General features: G+C 64.0%; 15 protein-coding genes and 3 tRNA genes. 15 read left to right on the top strand and 3 right to left on the bottom strand.

Going from position 1 to position 14,841, the window contains the following annotated elements; all coding sequences use genetic code 11:
• Positions 1-19: 19 nt before the first annotated feature.
• The 3 genes from EGT50_RS15850 (at position 20) to EGT50_RS15860 (ending at position 1,824) form a co-directional block, all read left to right on the top strand.
• Positions 20-1,183: an alpha-hydroxy-acid oxidizing protein gene (locus tag EGT50_RS15850; protein ID WP_127955791.1), complete on the top strand. Its 1,164-nt coding sequence runs from the start codon at positions 20-22 to the stop codon at positions 1,181-1,183.
• A 79-nt stretch (positions 1,184-1,262) separates the two neighbouring features.
• Complete coding sequence (locus EGT50_RS15855) at positions 1,263-1,697, top strand: MarR family winged helix-turn-helix transcriptional regulator (protein ID WP_127955792.1); 435 nt, start codon at positions 1,263-1,265, stop codon at positions 1,695-1,697.
• Positions 1,698-1,739: 42 nt separating this feature from the next.
• A tRNA-Ser gene (locus tag EGT50_RS15860) sits at positions 1,740-1,824 on the top strand.
• 111 nt (positions 1,825-1,935) lie between these two features.
• Here the strand turns inward: EGT50_RS15860 and EGT50_RS15865 are convergent.
• The gene (locus EGT50_RS15865) at positions 1,936-2,760 is read right to left on the bottom strand and encodes a PH domain-containing protein (protein ID WP_164873432.1); all 825 of its coding nucleotides are present in this window, start codon (positions 2,758-2,760) and stop codon (positions 1,936-1,938) included.
• Positions 2,761-3,157: 397 nt separating this feature from the next.
• On the opposite strand from EGT50_RS15865, the gene EGT50_RS15870 reads away from it, so the two are divergent.
• The 8 genes from EGT50_RS15870 (at position 3,158) to EGT50_RS15905 (ending at position 10,125) form a co-directional block, all read left to right on the top strand.
• Positions 3,158-3,859, top strand: coding sequence for a TetR/AcrR family transcriptional regulator (locus EGT50_RS15870; protein WP_127955632.1), 702 nt, complete (start codon positions 3,158-3,160; stop codon positions 3,857-3,859).
• Positions 3,786-4,361, top strand: a complete 576-nt coding sequence (locus EGT50_RS15875) for a class I SAM-dependent methyltransferase (protein WP_127955633.1) — start codon at positions 3,786-3,788, stop codon at positions 4,359-4,361. The genes EGT50_RS15870 and EGT50_RS15875 overlap by 74 nt, the downstream gene beginning before the upstream one ends.
• A 139-nt stretch (positions 4,362-4,500) precedes the next feature.
• A complete protein-coding gene (locus EGT50_RS15880) occupies positions 4,501-5,253 on the top strand; it encodes a class I SAM-dependent methyltransferase (RefSeq protein ID WP_127955634.1) in 753 nt (250 codons plus the stop codon).
• Between the two features lie 127 nt (positions 5,254-5,380).
• A complete protein-coding gene (locus EGT50_RS15885) occupies positions 5,381-6,121 on the top strand; it encodes a class I SAM-dependent methyltransferase (protein ID WP_127955635.1) in 741 nt (246 codons plus the stop codon).
• Between the two features lie 80 nt (positions 6,122-6,201).
• Positions 6,202-7,002 (top strand): TlpA family protein disulfide reductase, encoded by an 801-nt coding sequence (locus EGT50_RS15890; RefSeq protein WP_127955636.1) that lies wholly within the window; start codon positions 6,202-6,204, stop codon positions 7,000-7,002.
• Between the two features lie 192 nt (positions 7,003-7,194).
• On the top strand, positions 7,195-8,226 hold the full coding sequence (locus EGT50_RS15895) for an MDR family NADP-dependent oxidoreductase (RefSeq protein WP_206615853.1): 1,032 nt from the start codon (positions 7,195-7,197) through the stop codon (positions 8,224-8,226).
• 256 nt (positions 8,227-8,482) lie between these two features.
• Positions 8,483-9,445 (top strand): helix-turn-helix transcriptional regulator, encoded by a 963-nt coding sequence (locus tag EGT50_RS15900; RefSeq protein WP_127955637.1) that lies wholly within the window; start codon positions 8,483-8,485, stop codon positions 9,443-9,445.
• Positions 9,446-9,573: 128 nt separating this feature from the next.
• Positions 9,574-10,125 carry a YceI family protein gene (locus EGT50_RS15905; RefSeq protein ID WP_127955638.1) on the top strand — a complete coding sequence of 184 codons (552 nt, stop codon included), beginning with the start codon at positions 9,574-9,576 and terminating at the stop codon, positions 10,123-10,125.
• A gap of 5 nt (positions 10,126-10,130) precedes the next feature.
• Here EGT50_RS15905 and uriH read toward each other — a convergent pair whose 3' ends face one another.
• The gene (gene uriH / locus EGT50_RS15910; RefSeq protein WP_127955639.1) at positions 10,131-11,078 is read right to left on the bottom strand and encodes a uridine-preferring nucleoside hydrolase UriH; all 948 of its coding nucleotides are present in this window, start codon (positions 11,076-11,078) and stop codon (positions 10,131-10,133) included.
• A gap of 451 nt (positions 11,079-11,529) precedes the next feature.
• Between uriH and EGT50_RS15915 the strand changes: the two genes are divergently transcribed.
• Positions 11,530-12,531, top strand: a complete 1,002-nt coding sequence (locus EGT50_RS15915; protein WP_127955640.1) for an alpha/beta hydrolase — start codon at positions 11,530-11,532, stop codon at positions 12,529-12,531.
• Positions 12,532-12,573: 42 nt separating this feature from the next.
• Here the strand turns inward: EGT50_RS15915 and hisC are convergent, their stop codons facing one another.
• Positions 12,574-13,647, bottom strand: coding sequence for a histidinol-phosphate transaminase (gene hisC, locus EGT50_RS15920; RefSeq protein ID WP_127955795.1), 1,074 nt, complete (start codon positions 13,645-13,647; stop codon positions 12,574-12,576).
• A 71-nt stretch (positions 13,648-13,718) separates the two neighbouring features.
• On the opposite strand from hisC, the gene EGT50_RS15925 reads away from it, so the two are divergent.
• The 3 genes from EGT50_RS15925 (at position 13,719) to EGT50_RS15935 (ending at position 14,748) form a co-directional block, all read left to right on the top strand.
• The gene (locus EGT50_RS15925; RefSeq protein ID WP_127955641.1) at positions 13,719-14,444 is read left to right on the top strand and encodes a dienelactone hydrolase family protein; all 726 of its coding nucleotides are present in this window, start codon (positions 13,719-13,721) and stop codon (positions 14,442-14,444) included.
• 94 nt (positions 14,445-14,538) lie between these two features.
• Positions 14,539-14,629, top strand: a tRNA-Ser gene (locus tag EGT50_RS15930).
• A 46-nt stretch (positions 14,630-14,675) separates the two neighbouring features.
• A tRNA-Arg gene (locus tag EGT50_RS15935) sits at positions 14,676-14,748 on the top strand.
• Positions 14,749-14,841 lie beyond the last annotated feature (93 nt).

Below are 14,841 nucleotides of genomic sequence, written 5' to 3' on the forward strand. Positions count from 1 at the left end.
CGTGACCTTCTTCGGCAATATGCAAAACGAAATCTATCTGGCCGGCATCTCAGGGACGCGCCCCGAGCTGCCGATGACCGCAGCCGGGCTCGAGGCGCGGGCGCGGGAGGAACTGAGTGCGGAGGCGTACGCCTACATCGCCGGCAGTGCGTCCACCGAGCGCACCGCAGCCGCGAACCTCGACGCCTTCGCCCGGCATGCGATCGTGCCTCGGATGCTGCGCGGCACCACCGCTCCCGACGCCCGCGACCTCAGCGTCGAGATCCTGGGCACCCATCTCGCGGCACCGGTGCTCACCGCCCCGGTCGGGGTGCTCAGTCTGGTCCACGACCAGGGGGAGACGATCGTGGGCCAGGTGGCTTCCGACCTCGGTGTCGGGTCGGTGCTCTCGACCGCCGCGTCGTCGACGATCGAGGACGTCGGGGCCGTCTCGGGCGATAGCTGGTGGTACCAGCTGTACTGGCCGGCCGACGACGAGTTGGCGCAGTCGCTGGTGCAGCGGGCTGCGAAGGCTGGCGCGAAGGCGATCGTCGTCACCGTCGACACTCCGGGATTGGGCTGGCGTCCAAAAGATCTCGAACTCGGCCACCTCCCGTTCCTGCGGGCGCAGGGCATCGCGAACTACCTGTCGGACCCCGTGTTCCGCTCGAAGTTGGCGGCTCCGCCCGAGGACGGTCCCGAGGCGATGCAGATGGCGGTGCTCACCTGGGTATCGCAGTTCGGCAATCACACGCTGCGGGCGTCGGACATCGTGAAGATCCGTGAATGGACCGGTCTCCCCGTTCTGGTGAAGGGCATTCTCCACGAGGACGACGCGCGAGCTGTCGTAGACGCTGGCGCCGACGGCGTGGTCGTCAGCAACCACGGCGGCCGCCAGGTTGACGGTGCAATCGCTGCGCTCGAGGCCCTCGGACCTGTCGCGGCCGCGGTCGAGGGTCGGGCCACCGTGCTCTTGGACTCCGGAATTCGGTCTGGTGCAGATGTGTTGATCGCACTCGCCCTGGGAGCCGACGCAGTCCTGTACGGGCGGCCTTGGGTGTACGGGCTGGGGCTGGCGGGCGCCGACGGCGTCCGGCACGCGCTGCGAATGCTGTTGGCGGACCTGGACGTCACGATGGGGTTGGCCGGTTTGTCCAGCGTCAGCGAGATCGATGCGAGCGTACTGCGTTCAGTTGGGAGATAGGTAGCACTACGATGCATACGTGATTGCACGTGCTCGAGTAACCGCGGGTGCCGTGCCGGCGTGGCTCGGTGCCGAGGAAATGCGCGCGTGGCGCGGTTTCATCGATGGCAGTCAGCGACTGATGGACGTATTGAATCGGGAGCTGCAGTCCGCTCACGACATCTCCCTGGCCGAGTACCGGATCCTGGCGATGCTGTCGGAGTCGTCGGACGGCTCGCTGCGGATGAGTGGCCTCGCCGACGGCGTGCTGTCGTCGCGCAGCCGGCTCACCCATCAGATCCGACGCATGGAGAACGAGGGCATGGTCGAGCGCGGCCAGTGCGCCGAGGACGGCCGCGGCGTGCTGGCCGTCATCACCGACGAGGGTCGGCGTCGGCTCGCCGAGGCCGCTCCCACTCACGTCGCCGGAGTGCGTAGCTACCTCATCGACCTGCTCGACACGACGGAGTTGAAGGTCCTCGCCGACGTCTTCGCCAAGGTCGACGCTGCCATCGGTGACCGCGCAGTCGACTGATCGGTTTCCCCCGCGGCGACTACTGCGGCTAATATTCGCCACGGAAGCGTGGCAGAGCGGCCGAATGCACTCGCCTTGAAAGCGAGCGTCGCGAGAGCGACCGGGGGTTCAAATCCCTCCGCTTCCGCCGAAGCCCCTCACCTGTTATTGCAGGTGAGGGGTTATTTTTTACTAGCGGGGTACTTGTTGATGCTGACCGCGTGGGTGGGAATCACCGAAAGTTGTCACAGACACTCGCTCACATGCGGGCGAGCAACTCCGACTTCTTCGACTCGAACTCCTCATCGCTCAACACACCCAGTTCACGCAACTCAGCGAGCTTCTTGATCTGTTCAGCCAGATCCGGTGCCGGCGCAGCCTGGATCACCGTCGGTGCAGGCGCTGATGCCGCGGAAGCATCGGCCTTTACCCGCCGGAACGCCTGAATGAATGTCTCGGCCCGGCCGTGTGCGACCTGCTTGATCTCCGCGGACCGTCCCGAGATCGAGATGCTGATTGTCTCGCCAGTCATCTTCTGGGAATGTCCCAGCGATCCAATCGCCGAGAACTCGAACTCCTCAACCTGCGCGCCGAGGAGTGACTTGTCAAAGAAGAACAGGCGCTGCGTCGTCAACACCAGCATTCCCTGCTTGCCGTTGTAGACGCCCTGAGCGAGCTCGACGACACGTTCGTCGGTGTGGATGTACTGGGTGAGCGCCGACGCCTCCTGGAAGCCGAAGAAGCGGCCCATCTTTCCGAGACGTTCGAGTGCGTCCGTGACCCCGAGGTCGTCGACCTCGATGCCGGGGAGGGCTTGCAGGATCTCCGAGACAACCGCGGTGTGCTTGTCGCCCATCATTTCGACCGACCAATCGACGAGGGTCGTGGTGTCGGTCTCCGGCCGGACGCCAGCGGAGACAGTGGACGCCCACCGGTTCTTCCGGATCGAGCGTTTTGCGGTGCCGTAGATCGGGTTGCCGGGGGTGACGTCCTGGCCGACGGCCTGCATCGCTTCCATGATCGCCTGATGTGTCGCGTCGAACGGTGCGAGGACGCGAGCGGTTGAGGTACGCACGATTCCCATGTCCGATTTCATACCAGATGGTCGGTGCCAACATCACGACGACGCCCCGCCGTAGAGCCATTACGGCGGGGCGATCGCATGGCCTGCTTCCCCCGGGCCACGCCACAACCGTAGCATCAGACTCGAACGTGCGTTCGAATATTTAGCCAGAGAGAGAAGACGAGGTCCTTCTCGTGGTGCAAACTTTGCACCGAGGTAGGTGCAGATTCTGCACTTGTGTGGGCAGAGTCAGACAGATTCTTCACCTGGTTCGGCCTGCCCGAGTGCGCTCTGAGGGCGTCAACGAGAGCGTGGCGGCTGACCTATTAACGCTGGACTCATCGCAGACCTCGGTTGGAATTCCGCGTATACTGAATTCGGTAGATGCTGAATTCGGCGGTCTAGGAGAGGTCGAGACGTGAATCGTCCTGCCAAGCGCACCGGGCGCCGTCCGGGACCCAACACCACCCGGGCCCTCATCGAGGACACTGCCCGCGAGCAATTCGCAAGGCTGGGTTATGACCGCACCTCGATGCGACAGATAGCCATTGAGGCCGGAGTGGACCCGGCTCTGGTGAGCCATTACTTCGGCAGCAAGCTCGATCTGTTCTTGGCCGTGGTCGAGTTGCCAATCGATCCGAGCGAGCTGATCGATCACGTCACGAGCGGTGAGCCCGATAGCGCCGGGGTGCGGTTGGCCACCGTCGTGCTCGACATCCTCGACGACGAGGTTCGTCGCCGACCCATCGTTGGGATGATCCGCGCTGCGACGTCCGAACCCGAAGCCGCGCGTCTGGTGCGAGAGTTTCTCACGCGAAATCTCGTCGTCCCCATCGCCGAGCGTTTGGACGCCGATCACGCCGACTACCGGGCCGGGCTGGTGATGTCGCAGACGATCGGTCTGACGTTGGCGCGCTACATCGTCGGGATCGAACCGCTGGCTTCCCATCCCCGCGAGCTCGTCGCCGCCGATCTGGGAGCGACACTGCAGCGCTACCTGCTCGGCGAACTCAGTCACCCACCGATCGACCAAGAGGGGGCCGACCATGAGTTGGCGCCACGCCGTGTTCGACACGATCTACCGGCTCGGCCGGCCGATGTGGGACACCCCGCCCCCTGAGCAACTACGCGACGCCGTCGAAGGCGAGGATGCGTTGCCACCCGGGCACGCACTCGATGTCGGCTGTGGGACCGGCACCAATGTGATCTACCTGGCCAAGCATGGTTGGCGGGCCACCGGCGTCGACTTCTCGGCCACCGCCATCCAGCGTGCACGGCGTGCTGCCGATGGGATTGCCGGGGCCGCCTTCCTGGAGGGTGACGCGACTGAGCTCTCGCAGCTGGACATCGGCAAACCGATCGACCTCGTGCTGGACATGGGCTGCTATCACTCACTGCCCGACGCCGCCAAACCCGTCTATGTCGCCGAGTTGGCGGCGGTCACCGAGGCGGGAACGCCGTTGATGATGTGGGAGACCCTCCGCATCAAACCCGACAAGATCTCCGATGCGTTCAGCCGCGACTTCACCGTTGAACGTTTCGAGCGCAAAGATTTCATCCTCGAGCGGCTCATGCTGCGCCGCGCCATCGCCGGCACCTGGTACTGGCTGAGACGCCGTTGAACCCTCACCGTTGCAGGGCAAGTCATGAGCTTTCACGAAAGCAAACGCACCCCGATGAGGGTGATCAGACCGCGTCCGACGGCGCGAACAAGTAGTGAACAGACAACAAGTAGTGAACAGACACTGAGGAGTAGGGATTATGTCTTCTCAACGACCAGATTTTGACGCGCTGTACCGCAGCGGGCAGACGACAGACGGAGGGGCACCGTTGACGCCGTGGGATATCGGCGGCCCGCAGCCCGTGGTGCAGGAGTTGGTGGCTTACGGCGCCTTGCGCGGCGAGGTGCTCGATCCGGGGACCGGGCCGGGCCATAACGCGATCTACTACGCGTCGAAGGGATACTCGGCCACGGGTATTGATTCTTCGCCCGCGGCGATCGAACAGGCCAGACGCAACGCGCTGACGGCCGGGGTGACGGTGGACTTTCGGGTGGCCGACGCTACGGCGCTCGAGGGACTCGAGAATCGGTTCGACACCGTCGTCGACAGTGCCTTCTACCACACTTTCGAGGAAGACGAAGACACCCAGGAACGGTATGCGCGGGCCTTGCACCGGGCCACCAAACCCGGAGCGCGACTGTATATGTTCGAGTTCGGGCGCCACAACGTCAACGGCGTACATTTTCAAGGGTTGCCGGCCGAGAACTTCGCGCGGGTGCTTCCGGCTTCGGGCTGGCGCATCGACTACCTGGGGACCACCACCTACCAAGCCCGCTTCGCCCCAGATGCCTTTGCCAAGATGTCCGAACTGATCAGCAACCCGGAGTTGTTGGAGGAGTGGGCAGAGCGGATGGGGCCTGTCACGGAGCAACTCCGAACCATCGGGCCGCTGCTGGAAAACCACCTGGTGCATGCGCCGTTCTGGGCCGTGCACGCTGCGCGTATCGACTAGCCCTTGCCCCGGTGAGCGCATTTGAAAACTTGCTTGGATCTAGAGGATTGGGGTTCTCAATCGAATTGCCCAGACCGCGTCCGATGACGCGAATCGGTAATGAACAAGACACTGAGGAGTAGGGATTATGTCTTCTCAACGACCAGATTTTGACGCGCTGTACCGCAGCGGGCAGACGACAGACGGAGGGGCACCGTTGACGCCGTGGGATATCGGCGGCCCACAGCCCGTGGTGCAGGAGTTGGTGGCTTACGGCGCCTTGCGCGGCGAGGTGCTCGATCCGGGGACCGGGCCGGGCCATAACGCGATCTACTACGCGTCGAAGGGATACTCGGCCACGGGTATTGATTCTTCGCCCGCGGCGATCGAACAGGCCAGACGCAACGCGCTGACGGCCGGGGTGACGGTGGACTTTCGGGTGGCCGACGCTACGGCGCTCGAGGGACTCGAGAATCGGTTCGACACCGTCGTCGACAGTGCCTTCTACCACACTTTCGAGGAAGACGAAGACACCCAGGAACGGTATGCGCGGGCCTTGCACCGGGCCACCAAACCCGGAGCGCGACTGTATTTGTTCGAGGTCGGCCGCCACAACGTCAACGGTCTACAGATACAAGGGTTGCCAGCCGAGAACTTCGCGCGGGTACTTCCGGCGTCGGGCTGGCGCATCGACTACCTGGGGACCACTACCTACCAAGCCCGCTTCGCCCCCGAGACCTTTGCCAAGATGTCCGAATTGATCAGCAACGAGGAGTGGGCAGAGCGGATGCGGCCCGTCCTGGAGCAACTCCGAACTATCGGGCCGCTGCTGGAAAACCACCTGGTGCATATGCCGTTCTGGACCGTGCACGCAGCGCGTATCGACTAACCCTTGCCCCGGTGAGCGCATTTGAAAGCTCCCTTGGGTCTTAGGAATTGAGGTACTGGAGCAAATTCTAAGGAGCAACGATGACCACATCTGATTCGGCGTCGACGCGCCCGCAGGGAACCAGCAGCCGGCCTTCCTCAGCCCGGGATGCAGCTCTGATCTATAACTACACTCGTTTCGACCCGAGTGAATATCCGCTGCACCAGGAATTCGGCGGCCCGAAGATCGGCGATCCGGCACCGGATTTCCGCGTCACCGACATCGACGGCGCTGAGGTGGCGTTGTCTGACTTCCGCGGCCGGTTCGTCGTCCTGGAAACCGGTTGTGCCACTTGCCCGATGTTCGGAAAGGGCATCACCACGATGAACGCGCTCACGTACCGGTTTCCGGACGTCGCGTTCCTGGTGCTCTATATCCGTGAAGCCCACCCCGGTGAAAACCTCGGCCCACATCGCTGCCTCGCCGACAAGACAGCCGCAGCCAGCTTGTTGCGCCGGGAAGAGCGGGAAGGGCGCCGCATCCTCATCGACACCCTCGACGGCCAGGTCCACCGAGCCTATGGGGGAATGCCCAACATCGTCTACGTGATCGATCCACAAGGGACCGTGGTGTTTCGGAACATGTGGAACGACCCGTCAGCCGTCGAAGAGGCCCTGAAGGAGGCCATGGCCGGAGGTGATCCGAGCCGGCTGCAGGCCCGACCTCGACTGGCGCGGCCGGCGGTTATCCGGCGGGTCATGCGACGCGCCGGCAGGCAAGCAGTGTTGGACATGGTTGTCGCGTCCCCCAAGATTCTTCCGATTTTCCGCAGGATGATCCGGGGAGACCTCAAACCAGCCCGCGAAGGCCGCATCGCACGATGGCGGGTCTCCCGGCGATGAGATCACACGACTGACATCGGGGTGGCGAAGTCTGGGTGCCACTGCAGTAGCTCACGAGGAACTCGTACCGACCCTCGCCACCGCGCTCACACGCCCAACCTGAATCGATGTGATCTAGTTCATACAGGACATTGAGAGACCTACTACCGCTCTAGCTTTTCGGTTGTACCGATTCCCTATGAAAGGACCGTCGTGGCAACCGCTCCAGCAATCCCAGAAGAGTACGAGCGCATCGCTCTCGCCGAGCATCTCGTAGGGGAAGTAGAGGACCGTCAGTTCACAGTCAGGACTGTCGAAACAAAGGACCTCGGGGACGACGAGGTATTCATCCGGATCGACTTCGTGCAGGTGGTGCCGGCGTTCACGGATCTCATGCGTGTGGATGCAGAGATCCCGATGCCGCCGTACCAGCTAGGGGACACAGTGGGCGGTGCCGTTGTCGGAACGGTGCTCGAGTCGCGATCTGCGGACTTCGAAGAAGGCGACTTGGTCTTCGCGTTCACCGGTTGGAGCGAGTACCAAGTTGCCAAGGCCGAGGAGCTGACCAAGCTCGATCGGAGTGTCGTCCCCAGTCCCGCCTACTACTTGAACCAAGGCGTCACCGCCTTCTACGGAATGGCCGATGTCGCCGAGGTTGGACCAGGGGATGTCGTCTACGTGTCCGGCGCAGCCGGAGGCGTTGGGTCCCTTGCGGGCCAGATCGCGAAGATCCGCGGTGCCGCCATGGTTCTCGGCAGCGCAGGTACAGACGAGAAGGTTCGCTATCTGGTGGAGGAACTGCATTTCGATGGAGCTTTCAACTACAAGACCGGCGACTTGGTCGAGAACATCAAGTCGTTCGCTCCGGACGGCATCGATGTCTTCTTCGACAACGTAGGCGGGGATCAGTTCGAGGCAGCGATTCGCGCGGCGAAGCCGAACGCGCGCTTTGCACTCTGCGGAGCACTGTCGAGTCAGGTGTCCAAGGACGCAGACGCTTGGCCGCGACTGAATCTGATGACCGCAATCACCAAGAACCTTAGTATCTTTCCGTTCGCGACGCTCCATACGCAGAAGCAGATCCGGAACTGGGCAACGCATTTCGGAACGTGGCTTTCGGAAGGAAAGCTGGTCTTCCCACACACTGGCTTGAAAGGTCCCATCACGGACGCCCCCACAGCACTGAAGAATCTCATCAGCGGGAAGTATCGCGGCAATGTCGCACTCGAGATCGAGCACTCGTAACTGACAAGGAAGAGGCCGAATTGCTCGAAAGCTGACCGTACCCTCGGCTACCGCCCGCCGAACACCGCCGACGAACATGTCACCGTGGTGAAGCAGGCGATCGCGCACCTGCCATGTGATCGGCCTCCCGCATGAACCGCTAAAAGTCTTGTGTATAAACATAAGTCATCTTGGTTCGATGGTGCTGTCTCCAGTTCGACCCTCGACAACCGGCACTTTCATCGGTGGATTCTGGTAGAGGGGATGGGGCTGCGGAATGTCAGCGAAGACGACAAGCGAGCTCGTACTCGAGCTACTCGGCTTGCTGCAGACGCACCGGCAGTGGGCCGGTCCAGAACTAGCAAGGCGTCTCGACATTACGCCGCGCACCCTCCGTCGTTACGTGGAGCGTGTCCGCGAGATGGGCTACCAGGTCGAAGCGGTCAGGGGTCGGTACGGCGGCTACAGACTGGTCGCGGGCAGTGCGTTGCCACCCCTCGTCTTCAACGACTTGGAAGCTGTGGCGATTGCCGCGAGCATTCGTGTGGCGGCTGCGAACGGGCTTGTCGACGGACAGACCACCACCACGACCGCCATTGCAAAGCTCGAACAGATACTGCCTGCACGGCTACGAGCGAGGGTATCCGCTGTCGCCGAGCACGTGACTCCCCTCGATCCCGGGAGGGTCGCTCCGCCCGCAGACGGCATCGGCGCTCTGGCACTGGCCTGCCGAGACCGTGAGGTGGTGAACTTCGACTACACCAGGCCGGATCGCCAAGCCGAGGAACGCAGCGTCGAACCAATCGCGCTGGTGCCCTCCGAACGCGCGTGGTTCGTCGTTTGCTGGGACCGTCACAGGGAGGGGTGGCGGACATTTCGTGCCGACAGAATGACCGCTGTGCGAGCAACTGGTGAAATCTTCCGGCAGCGTGACCTTCCGGCGGACTCACCGGCGGACTTCGTCCGCGAGTCTTTTTCACGTATCGACTGTGCGTACGAAGCAGAGGTCGTACTCATGGTCGGCCTGCGGGAGTGGGTCGACTACGCCAAGGGATGGGCACAGGGGAGCTACGCCGTGGACGGCGTAGCTACCCGGTGGCCTATTGGTGGGCAGTCTCTTCAGGACTTGATGATCAAGCTGAGCTGGATCCCGGAATCCATCGCGTACACCGTCGACACCGATAACGCGACCGCAGAAGGACTCCGCCGTCTTGCAACCCGTGTGGCCGTGCACATCTGAAGGAACTCCCGCCGAGCGCAGGGGACAACCGGGAACGTTATGTGACCGACGTCGGCGCCACCTTGCGGAACGGCGGCGGCGGTGTGAGCGTTGCAGGCGAACACTAGACTCTTTCCTCGGGAGTTCACATGACTACCGCTCTCGGCCTTCCTGGATTGACCTCCGGAACCTGGGCCATCGATCCCGTTCACTCGACCGTCGGCTTCACGGTCCGCCACCTGGTGGTGAGCAAGGTACGCGGCCGCTTCGACGACTTCTCGGGCGCGATCACTATCGCCGTGGACGGCACCCCGTCCGTGCGGGCCGAGATCCAGGTGGCGTCCATCGACACCAACAGCGAGCAGCGCGACGGCCATATCCGGTCTGCCGACTTCTTCGACGTCGAGCAGTTCCCGACGGCCACGTTCGTCTCGACCGGTGTCCGTGAGGCCGGTCCGAACTATGTCATCGAGGGCGAGTTCACCTTGCACGGCGTGACCAAGCCTGTCGAACTCGCCGCCGAGTTCTTTGGTGTCAACCCGGGCATGGGTCGCGGCCCGGTCGCAGGCTTCGAGGCCAAGACCACCCTCAACCGCAAGGACTTCGGTATCAGCATCGACATGCCGCTCGAGGGCGGCGGAGCCGTCGTCGGCGACCAGATCAACATCAACCTCGAGGTCGAGGCCGGCCTCCAGGCCTGACCGGCTCAGCTCTCCGGGTCGCCGATCAGCTCGAGCGCGTCGAGGACGAGCCCCCAGAACCGTTCGCGGTCGAGTTCGAGCGCGGCAGACGTTCGGCAGTCGTCGGGCGCCGGGGCGCGGAAGTCCGCGACAGTCATACCGAGGGTGAGGGTGCCGGTGGTTTCGATCGAGATCGGGACCGGAACGGCGCGGACGATCGTCGGGTCGATGACATGCGCCACGGCGCACGGGTCGTGCACCGGGGGAGCCCCGAATCCCTGCGTGTCCCTATATCTCTGTCCGTAGAAGTCGAGGAGCGCACCGACGAACCGTGCTGGTCCGGTACCGATGGCGGCGATCGCTTGCTCAACCTCTGGGGTGGCGAGGGCTTGATGGGTGAGGTCGAGGCCCACCATGACGACCGGCCATCCGGCGCTGAAGACGATGTGCGCGGCTTCCGGGTCGACAAGGATGTTGAACTCGGCGACCGGGGTCCGGTTGCCGACATGGATGCCACCGCCCATCAGGACCACCCTCTGGACCCGGTCGACGATTCTCGGTTCCTTGCGTGCGGCCAACGCGAGGTTCGTCAAGCACGCGGTCGCCACCAGCGTCACCGTCCCGTGCTCATGGGCCATCACCGTCTCGATGATGAGATCGACGGCATGACGCGTGTCGAGTTCGATCGTTGGCTCGGGGAGTTCGGGGCCGTCCAGGCCGGACTCGCCGTGAATGTTCGGGGCAGTCGCAGGCTCGCGAATCAATGGGCGCTCGGCACCGGCGGCGAAGGGGACGTCCACGATCCCGGCGACGCGGGCAACTACGAGCGCGTTCCGTGTGACCTTCGGCAGGGTTTGGTTGCCGGCGACGGTAGTGACGGCGAGCAACTCGATTGCGGGGCTGCCGTGAGCGAGCAAGATCGCGACGGCATCGTCGTGTCCCGGGTCGCAGTCGAGAATGATCTTCGTGGGCATTGCGGGGTTGCTCCACTCGTCTGGTTCGGTGGACGAAACTCACACTACTTGCGGCGATACCCGCAGCCACAGCTCAACGTTGGCAACAATTCACGCGCCGAGGTCTCGCCGAAGCGAACGACGGACGACGCCGCTGATCGACGCGGTGACCCTGGGCGCGCGCAGTGACCACGGCGAACAGAACCAGACAGTCGTACCACTCGGGTCCGGCAAGAATCTCGTGTGCGAGGGCCGTCGGACAGGACGCCACGCGCGGTCGGGGGGTAGACAAACTCACACCGACGTCTCAGGAAAGCGTCTGCCAGCGGATATAAGAGATTCTTGAACGGTCGCTCGCTTGAATATTGTTCAGCTCCCACCACTTGCATCGAACCTTCCGTACTGTGGGCTCGATGTGGGCTCGGACACAGTGGGCTCGAACCGATGATCCGGGGGGGAGACCGGAGGAGTAATGGGGCGGCGATCTGCCGTTGTCGTGGGACTGGCGTCCGCACTGACGATATTGGGACCTGCGGCGGTGGCGCATGCCGCGCCCTGGGCGGTTACGCAGCAGGTCGCAGAGAGCTCGGCGGTCGTCGACAACGTGGTCGAGTTGACCGACCAGCGCACCGCGGTGTTCGTGGATTCGCCCTCGATGGGCAGGGTGGTGCAGGTGCAGATCCTGCACCCGGAGGGCGACGAGCCCCGGCCGTCGTTGTACCTGCTCGATGGCGTCAATGCCGGGTCCGAGTCCAACTACCAGGAGAGCACCTGGACGCAGATGACGGACGTCGTCGAGTTCTTCGCCGACAAGAACGTCAACGTCGTTCTGCCCATCGGCGGGCTCGCCAGCTACTACACCGACTGGGCCCAAGCCGACCCGGTTCTCGGCGAGAACCAGTGGGAGACCTTTCTGACCCGTGAGCTGCCCCCGATCGTCGACGGCCAGTTCAACGGCAACGGGGTGAACGCGATCGCGGGACTGTCGATGGGGGCGCAGGGCGCAATGACGCTCATCACCCGCAACCCTGACCTCTACTCCGGGGTCGCCGCCTTCAGCGGTTGCATGGACACCACCCGACTCGAATCAGAGCTCGCGGTGCGAGGCACAGTCGCGTCGAGGGGCGGCAACCCCGACAACATGTGGGGACCGCCCGGTGGTCCGGGGTGGCTGGAACACGATCCAACCGCGAACGCGGAGAGCCTGCGCGGCAAGGACATTTTCGTTTCGACTGGCAATGGCCTTCCCGGCCCCTACGAGGTCGGGGCACCGGACATGGTCGAGAAGGTCGTTATCGGCGGGCCGCTCGAGATCGTGTCCAACTGGTGCACGCAGCTGTTTCAGCAGCGCCTCGAGCAGCTCGGCATCCCGGCGACCTATCTGTACCGCCCGTACGGAACGCACTCGTGGCCGTACTGGCAGGACGATCTGCATGAGGCGTGGCCTACCCTCGCGCGCTCGCTCGGTGTGTGACGCGGTCCGGGTGAACGCGCGGGGCAGTCGGTTCCGGTTCAGTTACGGGGTGGGGATCCCGGCCAACTGAAGCGCAGCCGCCGACGTCGCGAAGGCCAGGAAGGCGTCGTTCTCGTGCGCGTCGCCGATCGTGACGCGGACGCCGTCGGTGGCGTACGGGCGGATCAACACTCCGGCGTCGGCGCTGGCCTGGCCGTAGGCGGCGGACCGGTCCCGCAGGGGCAGCCACACGAAGTTGGCCTCGGTGACCGAAACGTCGTAGCCGGCGGCGAGCAGAGCATCGCGGACGCGGTCGCGCTCGGCGACGACGACATGCGTGCGTTGCAACAGCTCGTCCCGAGCGCGCAGGCAGGCGATCGCCGCAGCCTGCGCCACCGAGCTGACACTGAACGTCGTGTGCACCTTCGCCAGCGCGGTGATGATCGCTGGATCGGCCACCGCGTAGCCGACTCGGATCCCCGCCAGTCCGTATGCCTTGGAGAACGTGCGCAGTACGACGACGTTGGGTCGAGTCCGTGCCAGTTCGATGCCGTCGACACCGGAGCGGTTGTACTCGAAGTACGCCTCGTCGAGCGCGACGACGATGTTCGCGGGCACCGCGTCGAGGAAGCGCTCGAGTTCCTCACGGCCCAGTGCGGTTCCGGTGGGGTTGTTCGGAGTGCACACGAAGATCAGCCGGGTGCGGTCGGTGATCGCCGCCAGCATCGCATCGAGATCGTGGCCCTGCTCTGCGGTCAGGGGAACCGGGACGGGTGTCGCACCGGCCACCTTCGTCACGACCGGGTAGGCCTCGAACGAGCGCCACGCGTAGATCACCTCGTCCCCGTCTTTGCATGTGATCTGCACCAGTTCCTGGCAGAGGCCCACCGAGCCGCAGCCGGTCGCGATGCTCTCCGTTGGCACATCCAGTGACTCCGACAGGGCCCGGATCAGCGTGGCCGAAGTGTTGTCGGGGTAACGGTTCGCGGTCGCGGCAGCGTCGGCGATGGCCTGCGCGACACCGGGCAACGGCCCTTGTGTCGATTCGTTGCTCGCCAACTTGATCGCCCGCGGAGAACTGCGCCCGGGCACGTAGGCTGGGATGGAATCGAGGTCTGCGCGGGTCACACGGGTCACAGGGGTCACGATTGCGATTATGCGCTCTGGGAGCGCGTGCTTTCACGACGTGGTCGTGCCAAGGTTGATATATGCCGGGAATCCTCCGGGCCAGTGTGACTCTGCGCTCCGATGGCTCTGACCCCCAGGCGCGACCGCGGGTGCCGCTCACCGCCGTCGAGCCGGAGCGGCATGCGCGCGGTGGGATTGTGGTACTGCACGAATCCCGCGAGTTCACCGACGCGCTGATCGAGTTGATGGGCGCGCTCGCTGCGGAGGGATGGCTCGCGGTCGCGCCACACTTGTTCCATCGCGAACCTGCGCACAGCGACGCTGAGGTGTTCGGTCAGAACCTCTTCGACGACTTCGACGCCACCTTCGACTGGCTCGTCGACCGTGGCATCTATCCCGACTGCGTCGGCGTCCTCGGATTCGACGACGCGGGCAGTGCGGCGATGCTCGTCGCCACCAACCGGCCGGTCGGGGCGGTGGTGAGTGTCTCTGCGCACGGCATCGTCCACAAGCTCGCCGACGACACCCCCACCCTGGTCGAGGCGGCCCCGGCGCTGAAAGCGCCCTGGCTCGCGCTGTACGGAGCCGACGACCCCCGCACTCCGCCCGCGCACGTCGACCTGCTCCGAGAGGCGGTCGCGCACGCCGAGGTCGCCACAAACATCGTCAGCTACGCCGGACTTGCGCACCGGGCCGACGAGCCGCCGGTGCCGGAGCCGGGCGCCGCAGACGACGATCCGCTCGTCATCGCCATCCTCGATGCGCAACGCCGGATCTTCAACTGGTTCGACGCGAACCTTCGGTGACTCGCCGGACATGAGACCCTGAACAGTAGTTTTGCGTTTCTCGGCCAACTCTGTGTACTGTTTCGCTCGGCGGTTCGAAAGGGCCGGCCCCCAAGGAGGCGTGCCAGAGCGGCCGAATGGGACTCACTGCTAATGAGTTGTCCCTTTATAGGGGACCGGAGGTTCAAATCCTCTCGCCTCCGCCACGCTGGTTCTCGTATAGTCCAGCAACAAATGAACATGTCTGGATATGCGCCCGTAGCTCAACGGATAGAGCATCTGACTACGGATCAGAAGGTTAGGGGTTCGAATCCCTTCGGGCGCACGCAAAGCCCCAGGTGAAGCACCGTTGTTGACGGTCGAATCGCCTGGGGCCTTTTCGTGTCTCGCTCCGAAGCCGCTAGCGTTCGAGGGCGGA

This window comes from Rhodococcus xishaensis (assembly GCF_004011825.1).
GTDB lineage: Bacteria > Actinomycetota > Actinomycetes > Mycobacteriales > Mycobacteriaceae > Prescottella > Prescottella xishaensis.

Bases quoted from the DNA above. Each gene is read 5' to 3' on its own strand.
- EGT50_RS15850 (WP_127955791.1), top strand. From the start codon at position 20: ATGCAAAACGAAATCTATCTGGCCGGCATCTCAGGGACGCGCCCCGAG.
- EGT50_RS15855 (WP_127955792.1), top strand. From the start codon at position 1,263: ATGCGCGCGTGGCGCGGTTTCATCGATGGCAGTCAGCGACTGATGGAC.
- EGT50_RS15865 (WP_164873432.1), bottom strand. From the start codon at position 2,760: ATGGGAATCGTGCGTACCTCAACCGCTCGCGTCCTCGCACCGTTCGAC.
- EGT50_RS15875 (WP_127955633.1), top strand. From the start codon at position 3,786: ATGAGTTGGCGCCACGCCGTGTTCGACACGATCTACCGGCTCGGCCGG.
- EGT50_RS15880 (WP_127955634.1), top strand. From the start codon at position 4,501: ATGTCTTCTCAACGACCAGATTTTGACGCGCTGTACCGCAGCGGGCAG.
- EGT50_RS15885 (WP_127955635.1), top strand. From the start codon at position 5,381: ATGTCTTCTCAACGACCAGATTTTGACGCGCTGTACCGCAGCGGGCAG.
- EGT50_RS15890 (WP_127955636.1), top strand. From the start codon at position 6,202: ATGACCACATCTGATTCGGCGTCGACGCGCCCGCAGGGAACCAGCAGC.
- EGT50_RS15900 (WP_127955637.1), top strand. From the start codon at position 8,483: ATGTCAGCGAAGACGACAAGCGAGCTCGTACTCGAGCTACTCGGCTTG.
- EGT50_RS15905 (WP_127955638.1), top strand. From the start codon at position 9,574: ATGACTACCGCTCTCGGCCTTCCTGGATTGACCTCCGGAACCTGGGCC.
- uriH (WP_127955639.1), bottom strand. From the start codon at position 11,078: ATGCCCACGAAGATCATTCTCGACTGCGACCCGGGACACGACGATGCC.
- EGT50_RS15915 (WP_127955640.1), top strand. From the start codon at position 11,530: ATGGGGCGGCGATCTGCCGTTGTCGTGGGACTGGCGTCCGCACTGACG.
- EGT50_RS15925 (WP_127955641.1), top strand. From the start codon at position 13,719: ATGCCGGGAATCCTCCGGGCCAGTGTGACTCTGCGCTCCGATGGCTCT.